General features: G+C 36.3%; 15 protein-coding genes. 14 read left to right on the forward strand and 1 reads right to left on the reverse strand.

The features are described 5' to 3' along the window. The first annotated feature begins 43 nt into the window (after positions 1–43). The 8 genes from FFM65_RS09395 to FFM65_RS09430 all read left to right on the forward strand — a co-directional run bounded on the left by FFM65_RS09395 (position 44) and on the right by FFM65_RS09430 (position 9,471). On the forward strand, positions 44–1,102 hold the full coding sequence (locus tag FFM65_RS09395) for an oxidoreductase (protein WP_119318496.1): 1,059 nt from the start codon (positions 44–46) through the stop codon (positions 1,100–1,102). 9 nt (positions 1,103–1,111) lie between these two features. Continuing rightward, positions 1,112–2,653 (forward strand): ClC family H(+)/Cl(-) exchange transporter, encoded by a 1,542-nt coding sequence (locus tag FFM65_RS09400; protein WP_119318497.1) that lies wholly within the window; start codon positions 1,112–1,114, stop codon positions 2,651–2,653. 73 nt (positions 2,654–2,726) lie between these two features. Next, entirely contained in the window at positions 2,727–2,963 is a 237-nt protein-coding gene (secG, locus tag FFM65_RS09405) for a preprotein translocase subunit SecG (RefSeq protein ID WP_010020475.1), read from the forward strand. 55 nt (positions 2,964–3,018) lie between these two features. Beyond that, a complete protein-coding gene (locus FFM65_RS09410) occupies positions 3,019–3,756 on the forward strand; it encodes an alpha/beta hydrolase (RefSeq protein WP_119318498.1) in 738 nt (245 codons plus the stop codon). 8 nt (positions 3,757–3,764) lie between these two features. Further along, a complete protein-coding gene (rnr, locus tag FFM65_RS09415) occupies positions 3,765–6,113 on the forward strand; it encodes a ribonuclease R (RefSeq protein ID WP_119318499.1) in 2,349 nt (782 codons plus the stop codon). Positions 6,114–6,118: 5 nt separating this feature from the next. Further along, complete coding sequence (gene smpB / locus FFM65_RS09420; RefSeq protein ID WP_010020471.1) at positions 6,119–6,589, forward strand: SsrA-binding protein SmpB; 471 nt, start codon at positions 6,119–6,121, stop codon at positions 6,587–6,589. A gap of 71 nt (positions 6,590–6,660) precedes the next feature. Further along, positions 6,661–7,617, forward strand: coding sequence for a S66 family peptidase (locus FFM65_RS09425; protein ID WP_119318500.1), 957 nt, complete (start codon positions 6,661–6,663; stop codon positions 7,615–7,617). Positions 7,618–7,656: 39 nt separating this feature from the next. Further along, positions 7,657–9,471, forward strand: coding sequence for a DUF2207 domain-containing protein (locus FFM65_RS09430; protein WP_119318501.1), 1,815 nt, complete (start codon positions 7,657–7,659; stop codon positions 9,469–9,471). Between the two features lie 49 nt (positions 9,472–9,520). On the opposite strand, the gene FFM65_RS09435 is transcribed toward FFM65_RS09430, so the two are convergent. After that, positions 9,521–11,767: an LPXTG cell wall anchor domain-containing protein gene (locus FFM65_RS09435; protein ID WP_119318510.1), complete on the reverse strand. Its 2,247-nt coding sequence runs from the start codon at positions 11,765–11,767 to the stop codon at positions 9,521–9,523. Between the two features lie 263 nt (positions 11,768–12,030). On the opposite strand from FFM65_RS09435, the gene FFM65_RS09440 reads away from it, so the two are divergent. The 6 genes from FFM65_RS09440 (at position 12,031) to FFM65_RS09465 (ending at position 18,708) form a co-directional block, all read left to right on the forward strand. Beyond that, positions 12,031–12,675 (forward strand): deoxynucleoside kinase, encoded by a 645-nt coding sequence (locus tag FFM65_RS09440; RefSeq protein WP_010020467.1) that lies wholly within the window; start codon positions 12,031–12,033, stop codon positions 12,673–12,675. A 124-nt stretch (positions 12,676–12,799) separates the two neighbouring features. Next, entirely contained in the window at positions 12,800–13,294 is a 495-nt protein-coding gene (locus FFM65_RS09445; protein WP_119318502.1) for a QueT transporter family protein, read from the forward strand. Between the two features lie 78 nt (positions 13,295–13,372). After that, entirely contained in the window at positions 13,373–14,572 is a 1,200-nt protein-coding gene (locus FFM65_RS09450; RefSeq protein ID WP_119318503.1) for a glycosyltransferase family 4 protein, read from the forward strand. Then, positions 14,565–15,599 carry a glycosyltransferase family 4 protein gene (locus FFM65_RS09455; RefSeq protein ID WP_119318504.1) on the forward strand — a complete coding sequence of 345 codons (1,035 nt, stop codon included), beginning with the start codon at positions 14,565–14,567 and terminating at the stop codon, positions 15,597–15,599. The genes FFM65_RS09450 and FFM65_RS09455 overlap by 8 nt, the downstream gene beginning before the upstream one ends. Next, positions 15,599–16,642 (forward strand): lysylphosphatidylglycerol synthase transmembrane domain-containing protein, encoded by a 1,044-nt coding sequence (locus FFM65_RS09460; RefSeq protein ID WP_119318505.1) that lies wholly within the window; start codon positions 15,599–15,601, stop codon positions 16,640–16,642. Before FFM65_RS09455 ends, FFM65_RS09460 begins: the two co-directional genes overlap by 1 nt. After that, a complete protein-coding gene (locus FFM65_RS09465; protein ID WP_119318506.1) occupies positions 16,642–18,708 on the forward strand; it encodes an LTA synthase family protein in 2,067 nt (688 codons plus the stop codon). Before FFM65_RS09460 ends, FFM65_RS09465 begins: the two co-directional genes overlap by 1 nt. The last annotated feature ends 457 nt before the right edge of the window (positions 18,709–19,165 follow it).

Raw genomic sequence — 19,165 nt, forward strand, 5'->3', positions numbered from 1 at the left:
TTTTTTGTACAATAATAGTATCAACTATTGAAGGAGAATTTCTATGACATTAAAAATTGCTTTTATCGGTTTCGGTAAATCGGCTAACCGTTATCATCTACCATATTTAAATATTAGAGACAATTTTGAAGTAAAGACAGTCTATACTCGTAAGGCTCCTAATGAAAAATTGGCTAAACCTTATCGACAAAAAGGTGTCACTTTTACTAATGATCTGAATGATATTTTAAATGATCCAGAAATTGATTTAGTAACCATTTGTACACCAGCATCAACGCACTATCAATTAGCTAAACAGGTTATCGAAGCTAAAAAATCAGTGGTTGTTGAAAAACCATTCGTTGATACTTTGGACCACGCCAAAGAATTGATCCAATTAGGAAAAGATAATAACGTTCTAGTTATGCCTTACCAAAATCGTCGTTTCGATGGTGACTATTTAGCTGCTAAACAAGTAATTGATCAAGGATTCTTGGGTGATATTGTTGAAGTTGAATCACACATTGATTACTATCGTCCACATACAGTTAATAACGTTGGTACAAAAGAACAAGGTGAATTTTATGGATTGGGAATACATTTGATGGACCGGATGGTAGCTTTGTTTGGTCGTCCTGATCAAGTGGTTTATGATATCAGAAATACTGAAGTTGAGGATGCAGTCGACAACTATTTTGATGTAGACTTACATTATGGCTCAAAAATGAAGGCTAAGGTCAAAGTAAGTACTGATGTTGCCAAAGAGTATCCAAGATTTATCGTTCATGGTATGAATGGTTCCTTTATTAAATACGGTGCTGACCAACAAGAAAATGACTTGAAAGCTGGTATCATGCCAGGCACACCAGGCTTTGGAGAAGATAGTCCAATGTATTACGGAATTGCTAAATATCAAAATGCCAATGGGGATTGGATCGAGAAACAAATCAAGACACCACTCGGTGATTATGGATTGTATTACGATTCTGTTTACGATACTTTGGTCAACCATAAACCAAGACTTGTCAGTGATGAAGAAATTTTAACAGATATGGAAATTCTTGAAGCTGGTTTCTATCAACCTTCACCTTCAATTTACAATGTGCCAAAATTAGATATTTAGGGGAGAATCATGAAAGTAGCTGTTACAGATAATGAGAAGTTAAGACTGACTTTAGAGGGAGTTTTAGTTGGAGTCATCTCCGGGATTTTAGTTAGTATGTTTCGGTGGTCGATTGCGCATTCTCTAAAGTTTTATCAAGGTCTTTATGTTGCGGCACGAAATAATTCTCTATTAGTTTTGTCGTTATTAGGCTTGATGATTATTATCGGACTGTTTGTCGGATATTTAGTCAAAAAAGAACCCAATATATCGGGTTCAGGTATTCCACAAGTTGAAGCTCAATTAGGTGGGGAAATGCATCTAAATTGGTGGTCAATTTTGTGGAGAAAATTTGTTGGAGGAATTCTTTGTATTGGACCAGGTTTATTCTTAGGTCGTGAAGGTCCTTCAATTCAATTAGGCTCAGCTGTTGGTCAAGGGGTTGGTGATTTAACACATGATAATAAAGGTGTTAATCAAAGAGTCCTTATTGCTAGTGGTGCTGCGGCTGGTTTGTCTGCTGCCTTTAGTGCACCGATTGCTGGAGCGATGTTTGTTTTGGAAGAAGTTTATCACAATTTTTCACCGATGGTGTGGATTACTTCTTTAGCTAGTGCAGTTAGTGCTAATTTAGTGGCGTTATACGTTTTTGGATTACAACCGGTTTTGCAAGTGCCTTATCAATTTAGTTTGCCAGTTAAATATTATTGGCATTTGATTATTTTAGGTATCATTTTAGGCTTGATGGGTCGCCTGTATCAAATTTGTACCTTATCAATGCCAGCAGTTTTTGCTAAGACTCGTTTACCACGTTATATCCACGGAATAATCCCGTTGATTCTAATTGTTCCCTTAGGAATGATGTACACGCAATTTATCGGTGGTGGTAATGAAGTTATCGTCAACTTGGACAAATTCAAAGGTGGTCTGTTATTTCTAATGGGCTTGTTGTTCTTGAGATTTGTCTTTTCAATGATCTCTTATGGTTCAGGACTTCCAGGTGGAATCTTTTTACCAATCTTGAATCTCGGTGCTATCATTGGAGCAATCTATGCCGTCTTTATGAATCAACTCGGCTTGTTGCCAATTTATTTTGAAAGTAACTTGATTATCTTTGCGATGGCTGGTTACTTTGCTTGTATTGGTAAAGCACCATTTACAGCAATTATTTTAGTCACAGAAATGGTTGGCTCTTTAAAACATTTGATGCCATTGGCCGTTTTGTCATTAGTGGCTTACATTGTGGTTGATTTATTGAATGGTGCCCCAATTTATGAAGCTTTAAAGGAACGTTTAAATCTCAATTCAGAATATTTGAATCGGGTCAGCAAGTTTAATGATCGACTAGAGGTACCAATTTATGAAGGTAGTTCGATCGATGGAAAATACATTCGTGATATTCCTTTTCCAAAAGATATTTTAGTGATTGCGGTTTACCGTGGTGAGAGACAATTGATTCCTCGTGGTGATACAATGATCAAAGCAGGGGATCGAATCGTCTTCATGGTCAATGCCGGTCAACGAGCAAAAATATCTCAAAAATTGCAAGACTTGATTCAAGGTATGCACTAGAAATTTGACCACTTTTATGTTATTGTTTTAGGAGTGATTTCAGCTTTCAACACCATGAACGGAGGTTTTACAGGTGTATAACATTATCGAAACATTGTTGATAATAGTATCCATTTTGATAATCATTGCCGTATTAATGCAACCAACTAAGCAACAAGATGCTTTGAATGCATTGTCCGGTGGTGGTGGTGACCTATTCAGCAACCAGAAGAAACGTGGTTTTGAAGCCTTCATGGTTAAGGTTACCTACGTTTTACTAGTATTATTTTTTGTTTGTTCATTGATACTAGTTTACTTATCATCTCACTAAGCAATTTATCCTCCTGAAAGTTACTCAGGAGGTTTTTTGTTATAAGGAGCTACGAATGAAAATTTTACGACCACAACCATTTTATTTTGACGGTGGAACTAGCGCAGTGTTGTTGTTACATTCTTTTTCAGGGACATCCAATGACATGCGGCTATTAGGAAGATTTTTACAGAGAAATAATTTTTCGGCCTACGCTCCGATGCTAGTTGGCCATGGAACTGATGAACCTTTGGATATTTTGGAAAAAGGTGGTCCAGATCAGTGGTGGCAACAAACACAGGCTTCAATTGACTTTTTAAAGCAAAAACAAAAGACCAAGATTTATGTTTTTGGATTGTCACTAGGTGCGATTTTTGCGACCCAAGCACTTGAAGAAAACCCGGATGTAATTGCAGGGGGAGTTTTTGGCTCACCTTTGTATAATCAAGAGTTCAAAGACATTAAATCAGCCTTTATGACGTATGCTAAAAAGGTGTATTCTTTACAACAGGAACTAACTGATGTGGAATTAGACGCCAAGATGAGAGTCGTTAGATCAAAAATCGATAACAAAATAATGTCGATTCAAAAAACTTCCGTTGGTGTGACTGAAAAGTTGGCTGAAATAAAACGACCATATTTCATTGGTCAAGGTACGAGTGATAAATTAGTAAATCCAGAAGCTGCTAAATTAGTAGCTCAAGACGTTAAAACATCACAGCTACATTTTTACGATGCAGGGCATGTTTTAACTATCAACCGCGCTCATAATCAATTGCAGAGTGACGTGTTAAATTTTTTAGAAAATAATTGAGGATAGAAATGCCAGATAAAGAAAATAAATTAATTGCGGACATCTTAGAGGTTTTTAGAAGCAACCCCGATCGTCGTTACAAGTCAGAACAGATCGAAGACATTTTAAGAATGCATGGGGCTTCAGCTTTCAAACGTGTTGTTAAATCTCTAGCTGTCCTAGAAGGTGAAAGTAAGATTACTTTGACCAACAAAGATGAGTTCAAGATGGCCACACCAGAAACTGTGGTTGAAGGAACTTTTAAAGGAAACGATAAGGGCTTTGGTTTCGTTAGATACGATGAAGTCGACCCTGATGCCTTTATTTCCAGAGACAACACACTCCACGCGGTCAACGGCGATACAGTTGAAGTGAAGATCACTAAACCATCTAACCCTTGGATCGACAAAGGACCAGAAGGTGAGATCACTAAAATCGTTGAAAGATCATTGACTAAAGCTGTTGGTGAATTCCACCCTTACAGTGATTCACAAGTTGAAAAGACAGGCCACTATGGCTACGTTCAAAGTCATGAGAAGAAAATTGCTGCATACATGATTTTTATTTCTGACAAAGGATTGCATCCACAAATGGGTGACATGGTACAAGTTTCTATCGATGAATATCCAAACGACAAGCACCCTCAAAGTATGGAAGGTACTGCTCTTGAAATCATCGGTAACAAAAATGACCCCGGTGTCGATATCATGTCAATCGTGGTCGACAATGACATCAATCCAGAATTCCCTAACGAAGTTTTAAAAGAAGCCGAAAGTATTCCTGATCACGTCTTAGACTCAGATCGTGTTGGTCGTAAAGATTTGACTAAGAATATGGTTATCACAATCGATGGGGATGATTCAAAAGACTTTGATGATGCGGTCGGTTTGGACATGTTGCCAAATGGTAACTTCCATCTAGAAGTTGATATCGCCGATGTTACGCATTATGTCAAAGAAGGTTCTCCACTAGATGAAGAAGCTTACGCTCGTGGGACAAGTACTTATTTAGTTGATCGAGTAATTCCAATGTTGCCATTTAGATTGTCAAACGGAATCTGTTCATTGAACCCTGGTGAAGACCGTCTAGCTTTGACTTGTGAAATGGAAATTGACCACTCAGGTAATGTCGTTAAACATGAAATTTACCCAAGTGTTATCCAATCAAAATATCGTATGACTTATAATAATGTTAACGAAATTTTGAAGGGTGACGAAGAATTAACTGAAGAATATTCTCCATTAGTTCCAATGTTGAAACAAATGGCGCAGCTTCACGAAATTCTCTTCAACAAACGTCACCAACGTGGTGCTATCGACTTTGAAGAAACAGAAGCACAAATCATCGTTGATGAAAACGGTAAGCCAATCGACATCAAGTTAAGAGAACGTGGAACTTCTGAAAAGATGATCGAATCATTCATGTTAGCTGCTAACGAAACAGTCGCTGAACATTACAATGTTAAACATGTACCATTCTTATATCGTGTCCACGAAAAACCTGATGAAGAAAAAATCAAGAACTTCTTTGAATTTGCTGCTGCAATGGGTGTCCAAGTTAAAGGTAACTTGAAAGAAATCACACCAAAGATGTTCCAAAATGTTTTATCTGATGTTGTCGGAACCCCTGAAGAACAGGTTGTTACAATTATGTTGTTGAGAAGTTTACAACAAGCTAGATATTCTGATGAACCATTAGGTCACTTTGGTTTGGCTGCTAAGTATTACACACACTTTACTTCACCAATCAGACGTTACCCTGACTTAACGGTTCACCGTATGATTCACAGTTATGCTGAACATGGCTTTACTGACGATGAACAAGCTAAGTGGAGCAACAAGCTTCAAGAAATTGCTGAACATACTTCAAGTCGTGAAAGAATTTCTATCAATGCTGAACGTGCTGTTGATGATTTGAAGAAGACTGAATACATGGCTGACCAAGTTGGAAATACTTTTGATGCTGTTGTTAGTTCAGTAACTAGTTTTGGAATGTTCATTCAATTGGATAATACCGTTGAAGGTTTGATTCACATTTCTAACATGAAAGACGACTTCTACGAATTTGACGAAAAGAGTATGTCAATGCACGGTCGTGGAACTGGTAAGACTTTTAAAGTTGGTCAACCAATCAAAGTTAAGTTGATCAGAGCGGATGTTGAACACAGACAAATTGACTTTGAACGTGTACTAACTCCAGAAGAACAAGAACAAGCTGACAAACGTGAAGCTGAATTTAAGAAGAAACGTTCAATGCAACATGGCAGAGGTCGTGGCGGTCATGGTCGTCACAATGATCACAGAGGTCATGGCAATAGAAACAATAATAGTAATGGAAACAAAAACCATAAGAGACGTGGTAAATACGAAAGACGGTGATTCTGTTGAAGAAACATCATACTAAAGCTGCTAATGAAGTAGCTAACAATCGTAAGGCGCGCCATGATTACAATATTTTAGAAACTTATGAAGCAGGAATCGCTTTGACAGGAACAGAAATCAAATCCGTTCGTGCCAGCAAGATGAACATTAAAGATGGTTTCGTCCAAGCTCGAAATGGCGAACTTTGGTTAGAGAATGTTAACATTAGCATTTATGATCAAGGAAATATCTTTAATCATGATCCTTTACGTAATCGTAAATTGTTGCTCCATAAAAAAGAAATTCGTAAGATTACTTCAAGTATTCAAGAAAAAGGAATCACAGTAGTTCCTTTGAAAGTTTACTTAAAGCATGGTTTTGCTAAAGTATTGATTGGTATCGCCGAAGGTAAGAAACAGTACGATAAACGTGAAACAATTAAGAAACGTGATCAAGAAAGAGAAATTAGACGTGTTATGAAAAATGCGTACTAGTTTCTCTTTTTTTTTGCATTTTTTGTTAGGTGATAAGTAGTAAAATAATTATTAATCAAGGGAGGATTATTATGAAGATAGGCTATTTTTCATCTTCAACACCAATTACTTATCTTTCGCCAAAAAGGTTTCAACGAGCCAAAGATTTCTTAACTAGTAAAGGAATAGAATTACAAGCTGGTTCGTTGACACAGAAGAGCGATTTCTATCGTTCTGGTAGTATCCAGGCTCGAGCTGATGAGATCAATCAGTTGATTCATGATGAAACAATTGATGTTTTGATGGCAACGATTGGAGGATTGGTCACTAATTCTATTCTAGACAAAATTGATTATGATTATTTACAAAAACATCCTAAAACTATTGTTGGTTATTCAGATGCAACAGCTTTGTTATTAGCGATTTCTACTCAGGCACCAGCTTGCAAAGTACTTTATGGACCAGCTTTAGTGGCTTCATTTGGGGATGCTAAGGAAATCATTGATTACACCTGGCAAAGTTTTGAACAAGTTTTAAACAATCGAGAAGTAGAATTAACGGCACCAAAATTTTGGACCGATGAGGCAATCAATTGGGAAGATTACCAGCGACCTAAAAAAATGGTACAAAATCAATGGCATTACATAAAACAACCGATATTAGAGGGAAGAATTGTCGGTGGAAACTTAAACACGATGTCTGGAATTTTGGGTTCCAAGTATTTCCCTAAATATACTAAAGACGATTTGTTATTCATTGAAGACGCTGAAAAAGATGCTTCAATTATTGAAAAAAACTTTTCGATGTTAAAGAATTTCGGTACTTTTGATCAAGTAAAAGGAATGGTTTTGGGAAAACACGCCTTATTTGATGATTTGCACACGGGACGCAAACCGATAGATATTCTTTTAGAGGTATTGGGGAATCGTGATTTACCGATAATCTATGATTTTGATTCCTGTCATACGGTGCCAATGATGACTACTCCGATAGGCGCTTGGGCTAGATTTGATGCTACTAAGATGCAAGTAACTTATCGACAATCCTAATATGGTAAAATTAGGATATTAAGTTTACTGGGGGATACGATGAAGAAAATTTGGGGTATTTGGAGTCTAGTTTTTGGATTGTTGCTGATGTTTACAATGACTTCAACGGTCAAAGCTGATGGCGATTACCAAATAGAGAAGTATAACGCTACAGCAGACGTCCAAAAAAATGGTGATATTGATTTAACGCAAAAAATCACCTATCAGTTTGATGGTGACTTCAAGGGAGTTTACTATAATCAGGATATTGCTGGAATCAATGGCATCACGCCGCCCGAAGTTTATATCGACGATGGTTATACGACTAAACAATTGACTCAAAATAATTCCGGACTAAATAATTCCTTTAAAGTTGATAAGACCCAAGATAAAGTGAATATCAAAGTTTATCATTCAGCATCTACGGAAAAACTGACTTATATTTATAAGTATCATTTATTAGGGGCTATTACTAATTACACTGATACGGCGCGACTAAATTGGAAAATAATCGGCGATGGTTGGCAAAAAGATTTACATAACGTTGTTTTAAAGGTCAATTTGCCACAAAAGAATATTCCCAAGTTACAAGCTTGGACACACGGACCATTAGACGGATATACAAAGGTTGATCGGAAAAATGGCTCTGTCAAAATGACAATTGAAACTGTTCCTGAAGGACAATTTGTGGAAACAGAAATGCTCTTTCCAACAACGGTAACAGCCGATAACCCCAAGATAGTCAATAAAAAAATCAAACAAAAAGTTCTCAACCATGAAAAGCAATTAGCTTTAGATGCGAATGCTAGTCGAGAACGTAAAAAATGGATTTATATTGTTTTAATGACCTTTGGCTATTTAATCGTTGCGGGAATCCTTATTGCACGTTTGATTAGTATCAAAAAAAATCCTGGCAATAAGCATTTTCATCCGACACCTTTGTATCATTTCTTCGATGAACCTAAGTTCTTACCTAGTATGGCAAAGGTAATTCTTGATCGTAGCGATAAAGCTGATAGTTTGTCATTGACGGCTGATCTGTTGTATGAAGTGGGTAAGAGACGGATGGCTATTAAAAAAGTTAAAAAGACGTATGAAATTACTGCTTTAGTGCCACCAACTAATCCGTTTTTCAAATTCTTGATTGAAAATATCGGGGATGGCAAAAAGGTTACGTTGAAACAGATCAAGACTGCGGCCAAAGGGTATCACACTGCTAAAAATGATATCGTACAGAATTTTGAAACTTGGTCTAAAGATGCTGCTAAAGGGCGTGAAAAGTATCTCGATTTAGAAAATATGCGTATCGTTGATAATTTCCGCTTAACTGCAATAGTAATTCCGGGTATTTTATTCCTGATGTTTATCATTGCGGCAATTTTTGGCAAAAAACTATTAATTTTAGGGATAGTCTACGTAATAATTACAATTCTTTCTTGGGTCATGCTGTGGATGGCAAAAAGAAAGATTACTCCTTATACTGATTTAGGAGAACAAAAGGTTAATGAAATTAAAGCTTTCAAACGCATGCTTTCTGATATTGACGATATTAAGATGGCAGAGGTCGGAGATTTGATTCTCTGGGAGCAATTCTTGCCTTATGCAGTCGCTTTCGGAGTTTCGGATAAAGTTATTAAGGCCTTGAAGGTAAACTTCACTACCGAGCAAATTAACGATTCTATGATAATTCCATATTACATTGGAGCAACTAGTTTCTTAGGTTCAAAGAATGGCTTTGAATCTGCCTTCATCGGTGCAATCAGTGCTGGTGGTGGCATTGCTGGAAGTTCATCAAGTATCAGTGGTGGATCAGGTGGTTTTTCTGGCGGTTCATCAGGAGGATTTGGTGGAGGTTCCGGTGGTGGAGCTTTTTAGAGCAAAAAAATAGACCGAGATTAATTTCTCAGTCTATTTTTTTGACTTATTAAGCGTTACGACGTTTGAAGTAGACAATTCCGGATAGCAATACTAAGCCCAAGAAAGTAGCTGTCAAACTAGTTTTTTCACCAGTTTGAGGAAGATCACTTGAGCTGTCAGAACCGTTATTGGCGTCTCCAGGATTGATTGGATTAGTAATTAATCCGCCTTCGTTATCGTTGCTGTTATTGCTAGAACCAGGATTTTCTGGGTCAACAATTACACCACCGTTGTTGTCGCCATCACCATTACCGTCAGTATCGGGATTTTCAGTATTGCCTTCATTCCCATTGCCATCGGGATCAGGGTTTTCAGTATTGCCGTTTTCGTCTGGATCAGGATCTTTTCCTTCATTTCCGTTACCGTCAGTTCCGGGTGTTTCGCCACCACCGGAACCGCCAGTTAATTTAGGATCAGAAGTTTCAAGAGTACCTAATTCAATGTCACTATCAGTAATAGTGAATTCAATCTTTTCAGGGTTGATATCATATCCGTCTGGAGCTTTAGTTTCAAGGAAGTAATAGCTACCAGGGTTTAGATTATCAACTTTGATGACACCTTCATCATTAGTTTGGAAAACACCTAATGCGGTACCATCAGTATCGTAAAGCGTATATTCAGCACCAGCGACTCCGACTTTTTCTTCGTGTAATAAATCGGCATCGTATTTGATCATGGAAGCACTAAAGTTACCATCGCCACCAGTTTCTTTTTCGTTATAAATTGAGATGATTGCAGGCGCTTGGGTTTCATCATTGATAGTGAAGGTAATATCCTTGTTGTTTAAAATGTACCCATCAGGGGCTTTAGTTTCCCTTAAAATATAATTTCCATAAGGGATGTTATACATGTGACCATAACCAAGTTGGTCGGTTGTGATATGACCGATTACTTCGTTAGTGTCAGCATCGATTACGTCGAATTCAGCACCTGCTAAACGATAACCAGTTGCAGCATCGAGTTTTTGAATAATGATTGAACCTTCTTTGGAGCCAACAGGTTCATCTTTAGTCTCAACTTGAACAGCAGTCGTTGTTTGACCAGTGATTGTAAATGGAATTTCATTTGGATTTTGTTGATAACCATCTGGAGTAGATGTTTCAACGAAGTAATAATCACCAGCAGGTAATTTATCAACTGTAATTTGACCATTAGCGTCAGTTACTAAATCTGATTGAATCAAAGTATCTTCATTAGCGTCTTTTCTGTAAAGACTGTAAGTGGCACCAGGAATCAAAGTATTATTCTCATCGGCACTAGTTTTAGTCAAAACAACTGAACCTAAGATATTGTTACCGTTACCACTACCAGAATTAGAGTTACCAGTTACACTACCGTCAGCGGCTGCCATATTTGTACCGGTACTTGAGCCATTACCCCAAGTGAAATCAGCGTGATTTTTGAACTTATGACCATTTGTTGCATTATCAGAATCATTGATTTTTGTTTGGAAAGTAACAGCATAAAATTGATTATCTTTGGGAAGACCGTTGATGATAAAACCATTACCATCCTCAGTGTATGTATATTCAGAACTATTTAATTGATACCCCTTTTTATAATAACCAGGCGATGTCCAACTAGCCTCATAAACATTAACTGAACCCTTGATGAAAGTTTGATCATCGTTAATGTTGTTTTCGATTATTTTTAGATTAGGCATTTCAGCACTATTGCGATTAGCAAGAATCGTCCAAGTAATGATGGCATCACCATTTTCGTCAGTACCGATGACTCCTTTTTTTGAGAAGTCAGCATCTGATGAAATGATTGTCATATTATCATTAAAATTTCCGATGATAACATTATTATTACCAATATTTGCATCTTTTCCAGGACCAATTCCTGTCAAGATACTAATTGAACCTTTGAAATCTTTTTGATTCTCAATTTGTTCGTTAAAAGTAACTGTTAAAGTATTAGATTTTGGATCTAATACACCAGTACCAATTAAGGCACCTGCATCATCATAAAGTGGAATAGTTTCACTTCGGGTGACTTTTAATGTATCTGGAAATTGTATTTTCCAAGTATCACCGTCATGCAGTTCTATATCTTTAGCGTCCCAATCAAGAGTCAGATTTATATCGCTAGCTGTACCATAATTTTTTTGTTTTATCGAAATTCCGCTCAATAAATCATTAGTTTGATATTCAGCCGCTTGAGCTTCGCTAGGGTGACTAGCAAAAACTAAAATGACTAGTCCCAGAGCAGCTACAAAAGCAGCCAAAAAAGTGTGTAATTTTTTCCCCATTTCTTTTCCCCTTTCTATAGATTACATAGTTAATTATAAGAGAAATGATATCTTTAAAACAGGGTAGTGAAGAAAATTATTAATAAATTAATTTTAAGTCACAAAAGCCTGATGAATAGGAAGTTATCCGCTCTCACTAATACCATATCTTGTGAAATTTTAGAAATCTATACAATATCTAGAATATAAGTGATATTATAGTGAATGTTGTTTTTTTAGAAACTAATAGATAAATTTAATTCACTTATTGGAGGATAATAATGATGATCGTATTGAGCGGCGCAATTGGAGCCGGTAAGAGTTCATTGGCTACGGTGTTATCAGAACATTTAGGAACAGAGGCTTTCTATGAACAAGTTGATAATAACCCAGTTTTGCCACTATTTTATAAAGACCCTAAGAAGTATGCCTTCTTATTGCAAATCTACTTCTTAAACAAGCGTTTTGAATCAATCAAGAAAGCTATGGTACAAGACAATAATGTTTTGGACCGTTCAATTTATGAAGATTCACTATTCTTCCATATGAATGCTGATATGGGACGTGCTACACCACAAGAAGTAAAAGTTTATGATGAATTGTTAGCTAACATGATGCAAGAACTACCATACGCTGCTGCTAAAAAAGCTCCAGATTTGCTAGTTCACTTGGATATTTCATACGACACAATGATTCACCGTATCGAAAAACGTGGGCGTTCATATGAACAACCAGAACAAGATCCAACTTTGCCAGAATACTACCATAACTTACTTTCACGTTATGACGGTTGGTATGATGACTATGATTACAGTCCTAAGATGAAGATTGACGGCGACAAGTATGACTTCGTTGAAAATCCTGAAGACCGTCAAAAGGTTCTTGATTTGATTGATGAACAATTACGCGTTCGTGGTACTTTAGACTAATTAATTGCCTGGGATGATTCCTAGGCTTTTTTGTTACTTGCTAGTATAGACAAAATAAGATAACCTATTAAAGGCAGTTTGCACTGGTAACCTGCTATGAAATTAAAACAGTGGAGGTTTTACTTTGAGTAATTTAAAAACAAGAGATATTACACAATTAGCATTGATTGCAGCTTTGTACGTAGCTGTGACGATTGCTCCAGGAATTTCAGCATTTTCTTATGGTCAAATTCAATTCCGTGTTTCCGAGATTTTGATGTTATTGCCATTTTTTAATCATAAGTATAGTTGGTCGTTGATCGTGGGATGTTTTGTTTCTAATATTTTCAGTGCTTCATTGGGAGTGGCTGATTTGATTTTAGGAACATTGGCAACTGCTATTGCTTGTCTAATTATTACTAGAATTCCTGCTGATAACAAATTTTTATGGGCCGTTCCAGTTGTCTGTGCCGTGGTCAATGGAATTATTGTTGGAGCAGAGCTTCATTTTATTTTGAAGTTGCCATTTTGGCTTAACTTCGTTACAGTCGGCTTTGGTGAGTTGGTCGTAGTTGCAATCGGTGCTGTAGTATTCTATTTCTTGATGCAGAATCAAAGTTTCAGTAAATTAATAAGGTAAGACGTAGGTGGGGGAAGTGATTCCTCCATTTTTTTGTTATAATCTACTTTATAAAGTATTGTGAGGAGATGTGTTTATATGAATATCGGAATTTTTACCGATACATACTTCCCTCAAGTTAGTGGGGTAGCTACATCGATCCAGACCTTGAAGAATGATTTGGAGCGTAAAGGTCATTCAGTGTATATATTTACAACGACTGATCCCAATGTTCCTAAGAATACGATTGAACCAAATATTTTCCGTTTGGCTAGTGTTCCCTTTATATCTTTTACTGATAGAAGGATTGCAATTCGAGGAATGTTTCATGCGGTCGATTTGGCTAAAGAATTAAAATTAGATATCATTCACACGCAAACTGAATTCTCGTTAGGTATGATGGGTAAATTTGTTGCAAAACAACTCAAAATTCCATTTGTTCACACATATCACACAATGTATGAAGATTATTTACATTATGTATTGAACGGACATCTGTTAAAGCCATACCATGTTAAGCAAATGACACGATTATTTTTAAAGAATGCTTCAGGAGTAGTTGCTCCTAGTAAGCAAGTTAAAGAGACAATGGATCGTTATGGTATCAAAGCGCCGGTTTCAATTATTCCGACCGGAGTTGATTTGTCAGAGTATACTAAGCCAGTCAATGCTTCAGCTATCCGTGAAAAATTGGGTATTGCTGAAGATACGCCGGTCATTTTAATGTTGAGTCGAATTGCTTTGGAAAAGAAAATCGATCATATGTTAAAATCGATGCCAGATTTATTGAAGTATAATCCGAAAGTTATGTTGGTTATCGTTGGTGATGGTCCAGATATGGATGAGTTAGTTCAAATGAGCAAGGACTTAGGTATCAGTGATAATGTTATTTTTACTGGTGAAGTTGAGCATGATAAAATTTCACCTTATTATCACATGGCCAATTTATTTGTTTCATCCAGTGATACTGAGTCACAAGGTTTAACTTATATTGAAGCAATTGCTTCTGGAACAAAGATTGTTGTTAGAAGTGCGCCGTATACAGATGCTTTATTGACTGATCCGTCAGTTGGGGTTACTTTTAGTGAAGACGATCAATTAGTGCCAAAAATCAAAACTTATTTGGAACACCCTAATTCATTTGATGACCGTGATGCTCGTAAGAAAGTTCTCTATGGTATTTCGTCAGATGGATTCGGTAATTCAATTCTTGATTTTTACCGTCGTTCCGAAGATTACTTCATAAGAGAGAAACTTTCAGATTCATCAATTGATCCAGAGGAGTATTCTAATGATTAAAATTAATATGTTTTCATCAGCTGACAAAGTTGCCGGGCAAGGAGTTGGTAGTGCCTATAAGGAATTGATCAACTTGTTGAAGGAACACTTTAGTGATGAATTTGAGGTCAAGATCAATGATTACTCAAAGAGTGATTTAAGCCATTATCATACGATTGACCCACAATTTTATGCTTCGACTTTCTCAAAAAAGAGGGGTCGTAAGATTGGTTACGTGCACTTTTTACCAGAAACCTTAGAAGGTAGTATCAAATTGCCAAAGCCAGCGCGCAGTATTTTTTATAAATATGTCATCAGTTTTTATAAACGTATGGACCAAATTGTTGTTGTCAATCCTACCTTTATCGATAAGTTGGTTGCTCATGGCCTAGATAGAGATAAAATTAAGTACATTCCTAATTTTGTTTCAACCGATAATTTTTACGAAAAAACAGCTGAAGAAAAAGCTGAATTTAGAAAGAAAATCGGCATTCCTGAAGATAAGTTCGTTGTTTTTGGCGATGGTCAAGTTCAAGAACGTAAGGGAATCGATGACTTTTATAAATTAGCGCAAACTAATCCAGATATTCAATTTATTTGGGCGGGCGGTTTTTCTTTTGGTAAGATCACTGATGGTTATGATCGCTATAAGGATATGATCGACAATGCGCCTGATAATATGAAATTCACTGGAATAGTTGATAGAAACGATTTAGTAAATTATTATAATATTTGTGATTTATTCTTATTGCCTTCTTATGATGAATTGTTCCCAATGTCAGTTTTAGAGGCTTTCAGTTGCGGTGCACCAGTCTTGTTGAGAGATTTGGAATTGTATCGCGCTATTATCGATGGTTATTATCAAAAAGCTGATGGCTTTTCCGATATGAATGCTTTTATTAACAAAGCTAATCAAGATCGTTCTATTTTGGAAGGCTTTAAGAAAAAGTCTAAGGAAGCTGCCAAACAATACTCAGAAGAAAATTTGAGTAAAATCTGGTATGATTTCTATACGAGTCAATATAAAATTGCTAAACAGGGTAAATAATGAATAGAAAACACATAGCAGCACTTTTTGTAATGCTGGGATTAGGAATTGGTATTTTTTGGTGGGAAGCCAAAGACATCAATTTCAGTTCTTTAGTTTCAACCTTTAAAGGGTTAAATTATTTCTGGCTTGCGGTGGCATTTTTATCAATTTTGCTATCGTATGGCGTTGAAGCAATGGTTTTACATACCTTATTGAAGAAAAAAGGAGAGCGTAAGTTTGGTTGGTGGGAAATGTATCGAATACCATTGATTCAAGCTTTGTTCAACGCAATCACACCTTTTTCTTCTGGTGGTCAACCAGCTCAATTGATTGGTCTAATGCAGTCAAAAATTGATGGTGGACGAGCCAGTTCAGTTTTATTGATGAAATTCGTCATTTATCAACTAATGGTATTGGTGAATTTCATTATTGCGATGTTAGTCAGTTTTAAGAGTGTGGCACAACATTTTTCTGGATTAGCAACGCTGATTGTTTTTGGAATGGTAATTCATGTTGCAACGATTTCTTTCTTGTTAATGATTATGTATTACTATGATTTCACCAAAAAAATGGTACAAATTGTGTTGAAACCGGTTTTATTTTTTCTCAAAGAGGAAAAACGTGATAAAATTTTACAGTCAGCTATGAGTAGTATTGATAGTTTTTATAATGAGAGTTTAGTTTTGAAACGTGAGAAGAAAAAAGTTCTCAAGGCTTCTTTACTAACAATTCTGCAGCTATTCTTGTATTACTTCGTAGTTTACTTTGTTTTACTAGCACTAAACTGCGATCATGTGAATGTTGTTGATGTCTTAGTTATGCACATCATGATCGTTATGATTGTCTCAATCTTCCCAATCCCTGGTGGATCAGGTGGGGCGGAATTCAGTTTTAAGACATTGTTTGCTGGATTTATACCTTCTCCTTCAGGTCTCGTTTTGGGTATGTTTTTATGGAGATTTATTACGTATTATTTGGGGATGTTCTTAGGGATTATTGCTGTTTCGAAGAAACCGAAAATTGAACAACAAGTTGCTAATAAATCTATGGAGCGAAAATAATGAAGCGTATTACTAAAGGTATTTCTAATTTTTTAAATACTAGGCTGGGTTTTGTGATCCTGGCTGTATTTTTATATACTCTTAAAACCATTTATGCTTATGAAACTAAGTTTAACTTAGGTGTTAAGGGATCGATTCAAACATTCTTGATGATCATCAATCCAATTCCAGTGATGCTGTTATTGTTTGGTATCTCACTGTATATGAAGGGTAGAAAGTCTTATATTTTTCTACTGATTGTTGATTTCTTGGATACGGTCTGGCTATTCTCCAATATTTTGTACTATCGAGAATTCTCCGACTTTTTAACCATGGTACTTATCAAAGGTTCAGGATCAGTTTCCAATAACCTTGGTAAAAGTATCATGGGAATTTTGAAACCAACTGATTTCCTAGTTTTTACGGATATAATTATTCTGATATTATTGTTGGCTTTTCATGTCATCAAGGTAGATATTAGAAAACTTAACTGGAAGATCCCAGTATTGGTCAGTTCTTTAGCGGTATTGTTGTTTGGTGCCAATTTGACTTTGGCCGAAAGTGACCGTTCACAGCTTTTAACAAGAACTTTTGATAACAACTACATCGTTAAGTACTTAGGACTAAATGTCTTTAATGTTTATGATATGGTCAAAACAACGAAGACGAATGCGGTTAAATCTCAAGCTAAGAGTTCAGATATTGACTCAATTGAGAAATATATGAAGAATAATTACGTTCAGCCTAATGTCGAGTATACCGGCGTTGCTAAGGGTAAAAACGTCTTTATTATTCATTTGGAAAGTTTGCAACAATTCATGATTGACTTTAAGTGGGATGGTGAAGAAGTAACTCCTAACTTGAATAAAATCTATCATGAGGATGACACAATTAGTTTTGATAATTTCTTTAACCAAGTTGGACAAGGTAAGACTGCTGATGCTGAGTTGATGCTAGAAAACTCACTCTTCGGATTGCCAGAAGGTTCAGCTATGGTTACAGATGGTACGACGAATACCTTCCAAGCAGCTCCAGCTATTTTGGATCAAGAAGCTGGTTATACTAGTGCTTCGTTCCATGGGGATGTTCCTAGTTTCTGGAATCGTGATAATGCCTATAAATCATGGGGATACGATTACTTCTTTAGTTCAGAGTATTACAAAGAGAAGAAGAGCTATAACATCGGTTATGGTATGAAAGATAAGATTTTCTTGAAAGACTCTGCACAATATATTGAGCAATTGCCACAACCATTTTATGCTAAGTTGATTACTGTTACGAACCACTATCCTTATACACTAGATAAGAAGAATCAAACTATTTCTAAGACTGATACTGGTGATAGTACCGTTGATGGCTACGTTCAAACGGCTCGTTATTTGGATCAATCAATTGGTGAATTTATGAATTGGTTACAAGAAACAGGTTTGGATAAGAATAGTATGGTCGTATTATATGGTGACCACTATGGTATTTCTAATAATCACAACAAGGCTATGGCTAAGTTAACAGGAATCAAAGGTTTCAACGACTTTAACGATGCGCAATACCAACGTGTACCATTTATGATTCACATGGATGGTCTAAAAGGTGGTATTAACCATACTTATGGTGGTGAAATCGATGTTCTGCCAACTTTGTTGAATTTGTTGGGAATTAGTAATAAGAACATGATCCAATTTGGTAGTGATTTGTTATCGAGTGAGCATTCGCAAGTAGTGGCATTCAGAAACGGTGATTTTGTCACGCCAGAGGTAACTAAGGTTGGTAGTACGTATTACAATACGAAGACTGGTAAAGTGGATAAGAAGATATCTTCTGCCGAGAAGGCTAAATTATCGAATAAGGTAACGACCGAGTTGTCATTGTCCGATCGTGTGATCAATGGGGATCTTTTGAGGTTCCATAAGTTGCCAGGGTTCAAGAAGGTTAATACTAAAGACTACTCATATAAGAAGAGTAAAGCTTTGAAACAACTCAAAAAAGCACGTACTAAGAACGGAACAAGTCTATTAGCACAAAATGACAATAAGTCGATGGTTGACTTGTATCAAACAGATGCGCCTGAATTGAGTTCAGACAAGTAATATAAAGCATTGGAGATATTGTCTCTGATGCTTTTTTGTTTGCTCTAATAACGAAATAGAAGGGTATAATTAAGTAGTGGATTAGGAAATGAGCTATTTTTTGAAAAAAATTCAACTTTTTTGTAAAAAGGGGTTGCGCACCTCTATTCTAATTGGTAATATATATTTTGTTGTTGCGACAGAGCAACGGCGTCAACGGATTCAAGCCTTACAGCTTATCCAAGACGTCAAAAATTATTTTAAAAAAGTGCTTGACTTGTTCTTGCATCTTCGATAAGATAATTAAGTTGTCTGTTAGACATCACCTAACAAATTATCATTTACTTGATGATTTGCTAGAAAAATTATTTTAAAAAGTTCTTGACATCAACTTGTCAGCTTGATAAAATAATTAAGTCGCTGATGAGCGTAAGCGCTTAATCAGATGGTAGACCTTTGAAAACTGAACAAAGTTTTA

The sequence above is a fragment of the Companilactobacillus formosensis genome, assembly GCF_005405305.1.
In the GTDB taxonomy this organism is placed as follows: Bacteria; Bacillota; Bacilli; order Lactobacillales; family Lactobacillaceae; genus Companilactobacillus; species Companilactobacillus formosensis.

Excerpts from the sequence above, each read along its gene's own strand:
- FFM65_RS09395 (WP_119318496.1), top strand. The coding sequence starts at position 44 with ATGACATTAAAAATTGCTTTTATCGGTTTCGGTAAATCGGCTAACCGT.
- FFM65_RS09400 (WP_119318497.1), top strand. The coding sequence starts at position 1,112 with ATGAAAGTAGCTGTTACAGATAATGAGAAGTTAAGACTGACTTTAGAG.
- FFM65_RS09410 (WP_119318498.1), top strand. The coding sequence starts at position 3,019 with ATGAAAATTTTACGACCACAACCATTTTATTTTGACGGTGGAACTAGC.
- rnr (WP_119318499.1), top strand. The coding sequence starts at position 3,765 with ATGCCAGATAAAGAAAATAAATTAATTGCGGACATCTTAGAGGTTTTT.
- FFM65_RS09425 (WP_119318500.1), top strand. The coding sequence starts at position 6,661 with ATGAAGATAGGCTATTTTTCATCTTCAACACCAATTACTTATCTTTCG.
- FFM65_RS09430 (WP_119318501.1), top strand. The coding sequence starts at position 7,657 with ATGAAGAAAATTTGGGGTATTTGGAGTCTAGTTTTTGGATTGTTGCTG.
- FFM65_RS09435 (WP_119318510.1), bottom strand. The coding sequence starts at position 11,767 with ATGGGGAAAAAATTACACACTTTTTTGGCTGCTTTTGTAGCTGCTCTG.
- FFM65_RS09440 (WP_010020467.1), top strand. The coding sequence starts at position 12,031 with ATGATCGTATTGAGCGGCGCAATTGGAGCCGGTAAGAGTTCATTGGCT.
- FFM65_RS09450 (WP_119318503.1), top strand. The coding sequence starts at position 13,373 with ATGAATATCGGAATTTTTACCGATACATACTTCCCTCAAGTTAGTGGG.
- FFM65_RS09455 (WP_119318504.1), top strand. The coding sequence starts at position 14,565 with ATGATTAAAATTAATATGTTTTCATCAGCTGACAAAGTTGCCGGGCAA.
- FFM65_RS09460 (WP_119318505.1), top strand. The coding sequence starts at position 15,599 with ATGAATAGAAAACACATAGCAGCACTTTTTGTAATGCTGGGATTAGGA.
- FFM65_RS09465 (WP_119318506.1), top strand. The coding sequence starts at position 16,642 with ATGAAGCGTATTACTAAAGGTATTTCTAATTTTTTAAATACTAGGCTG.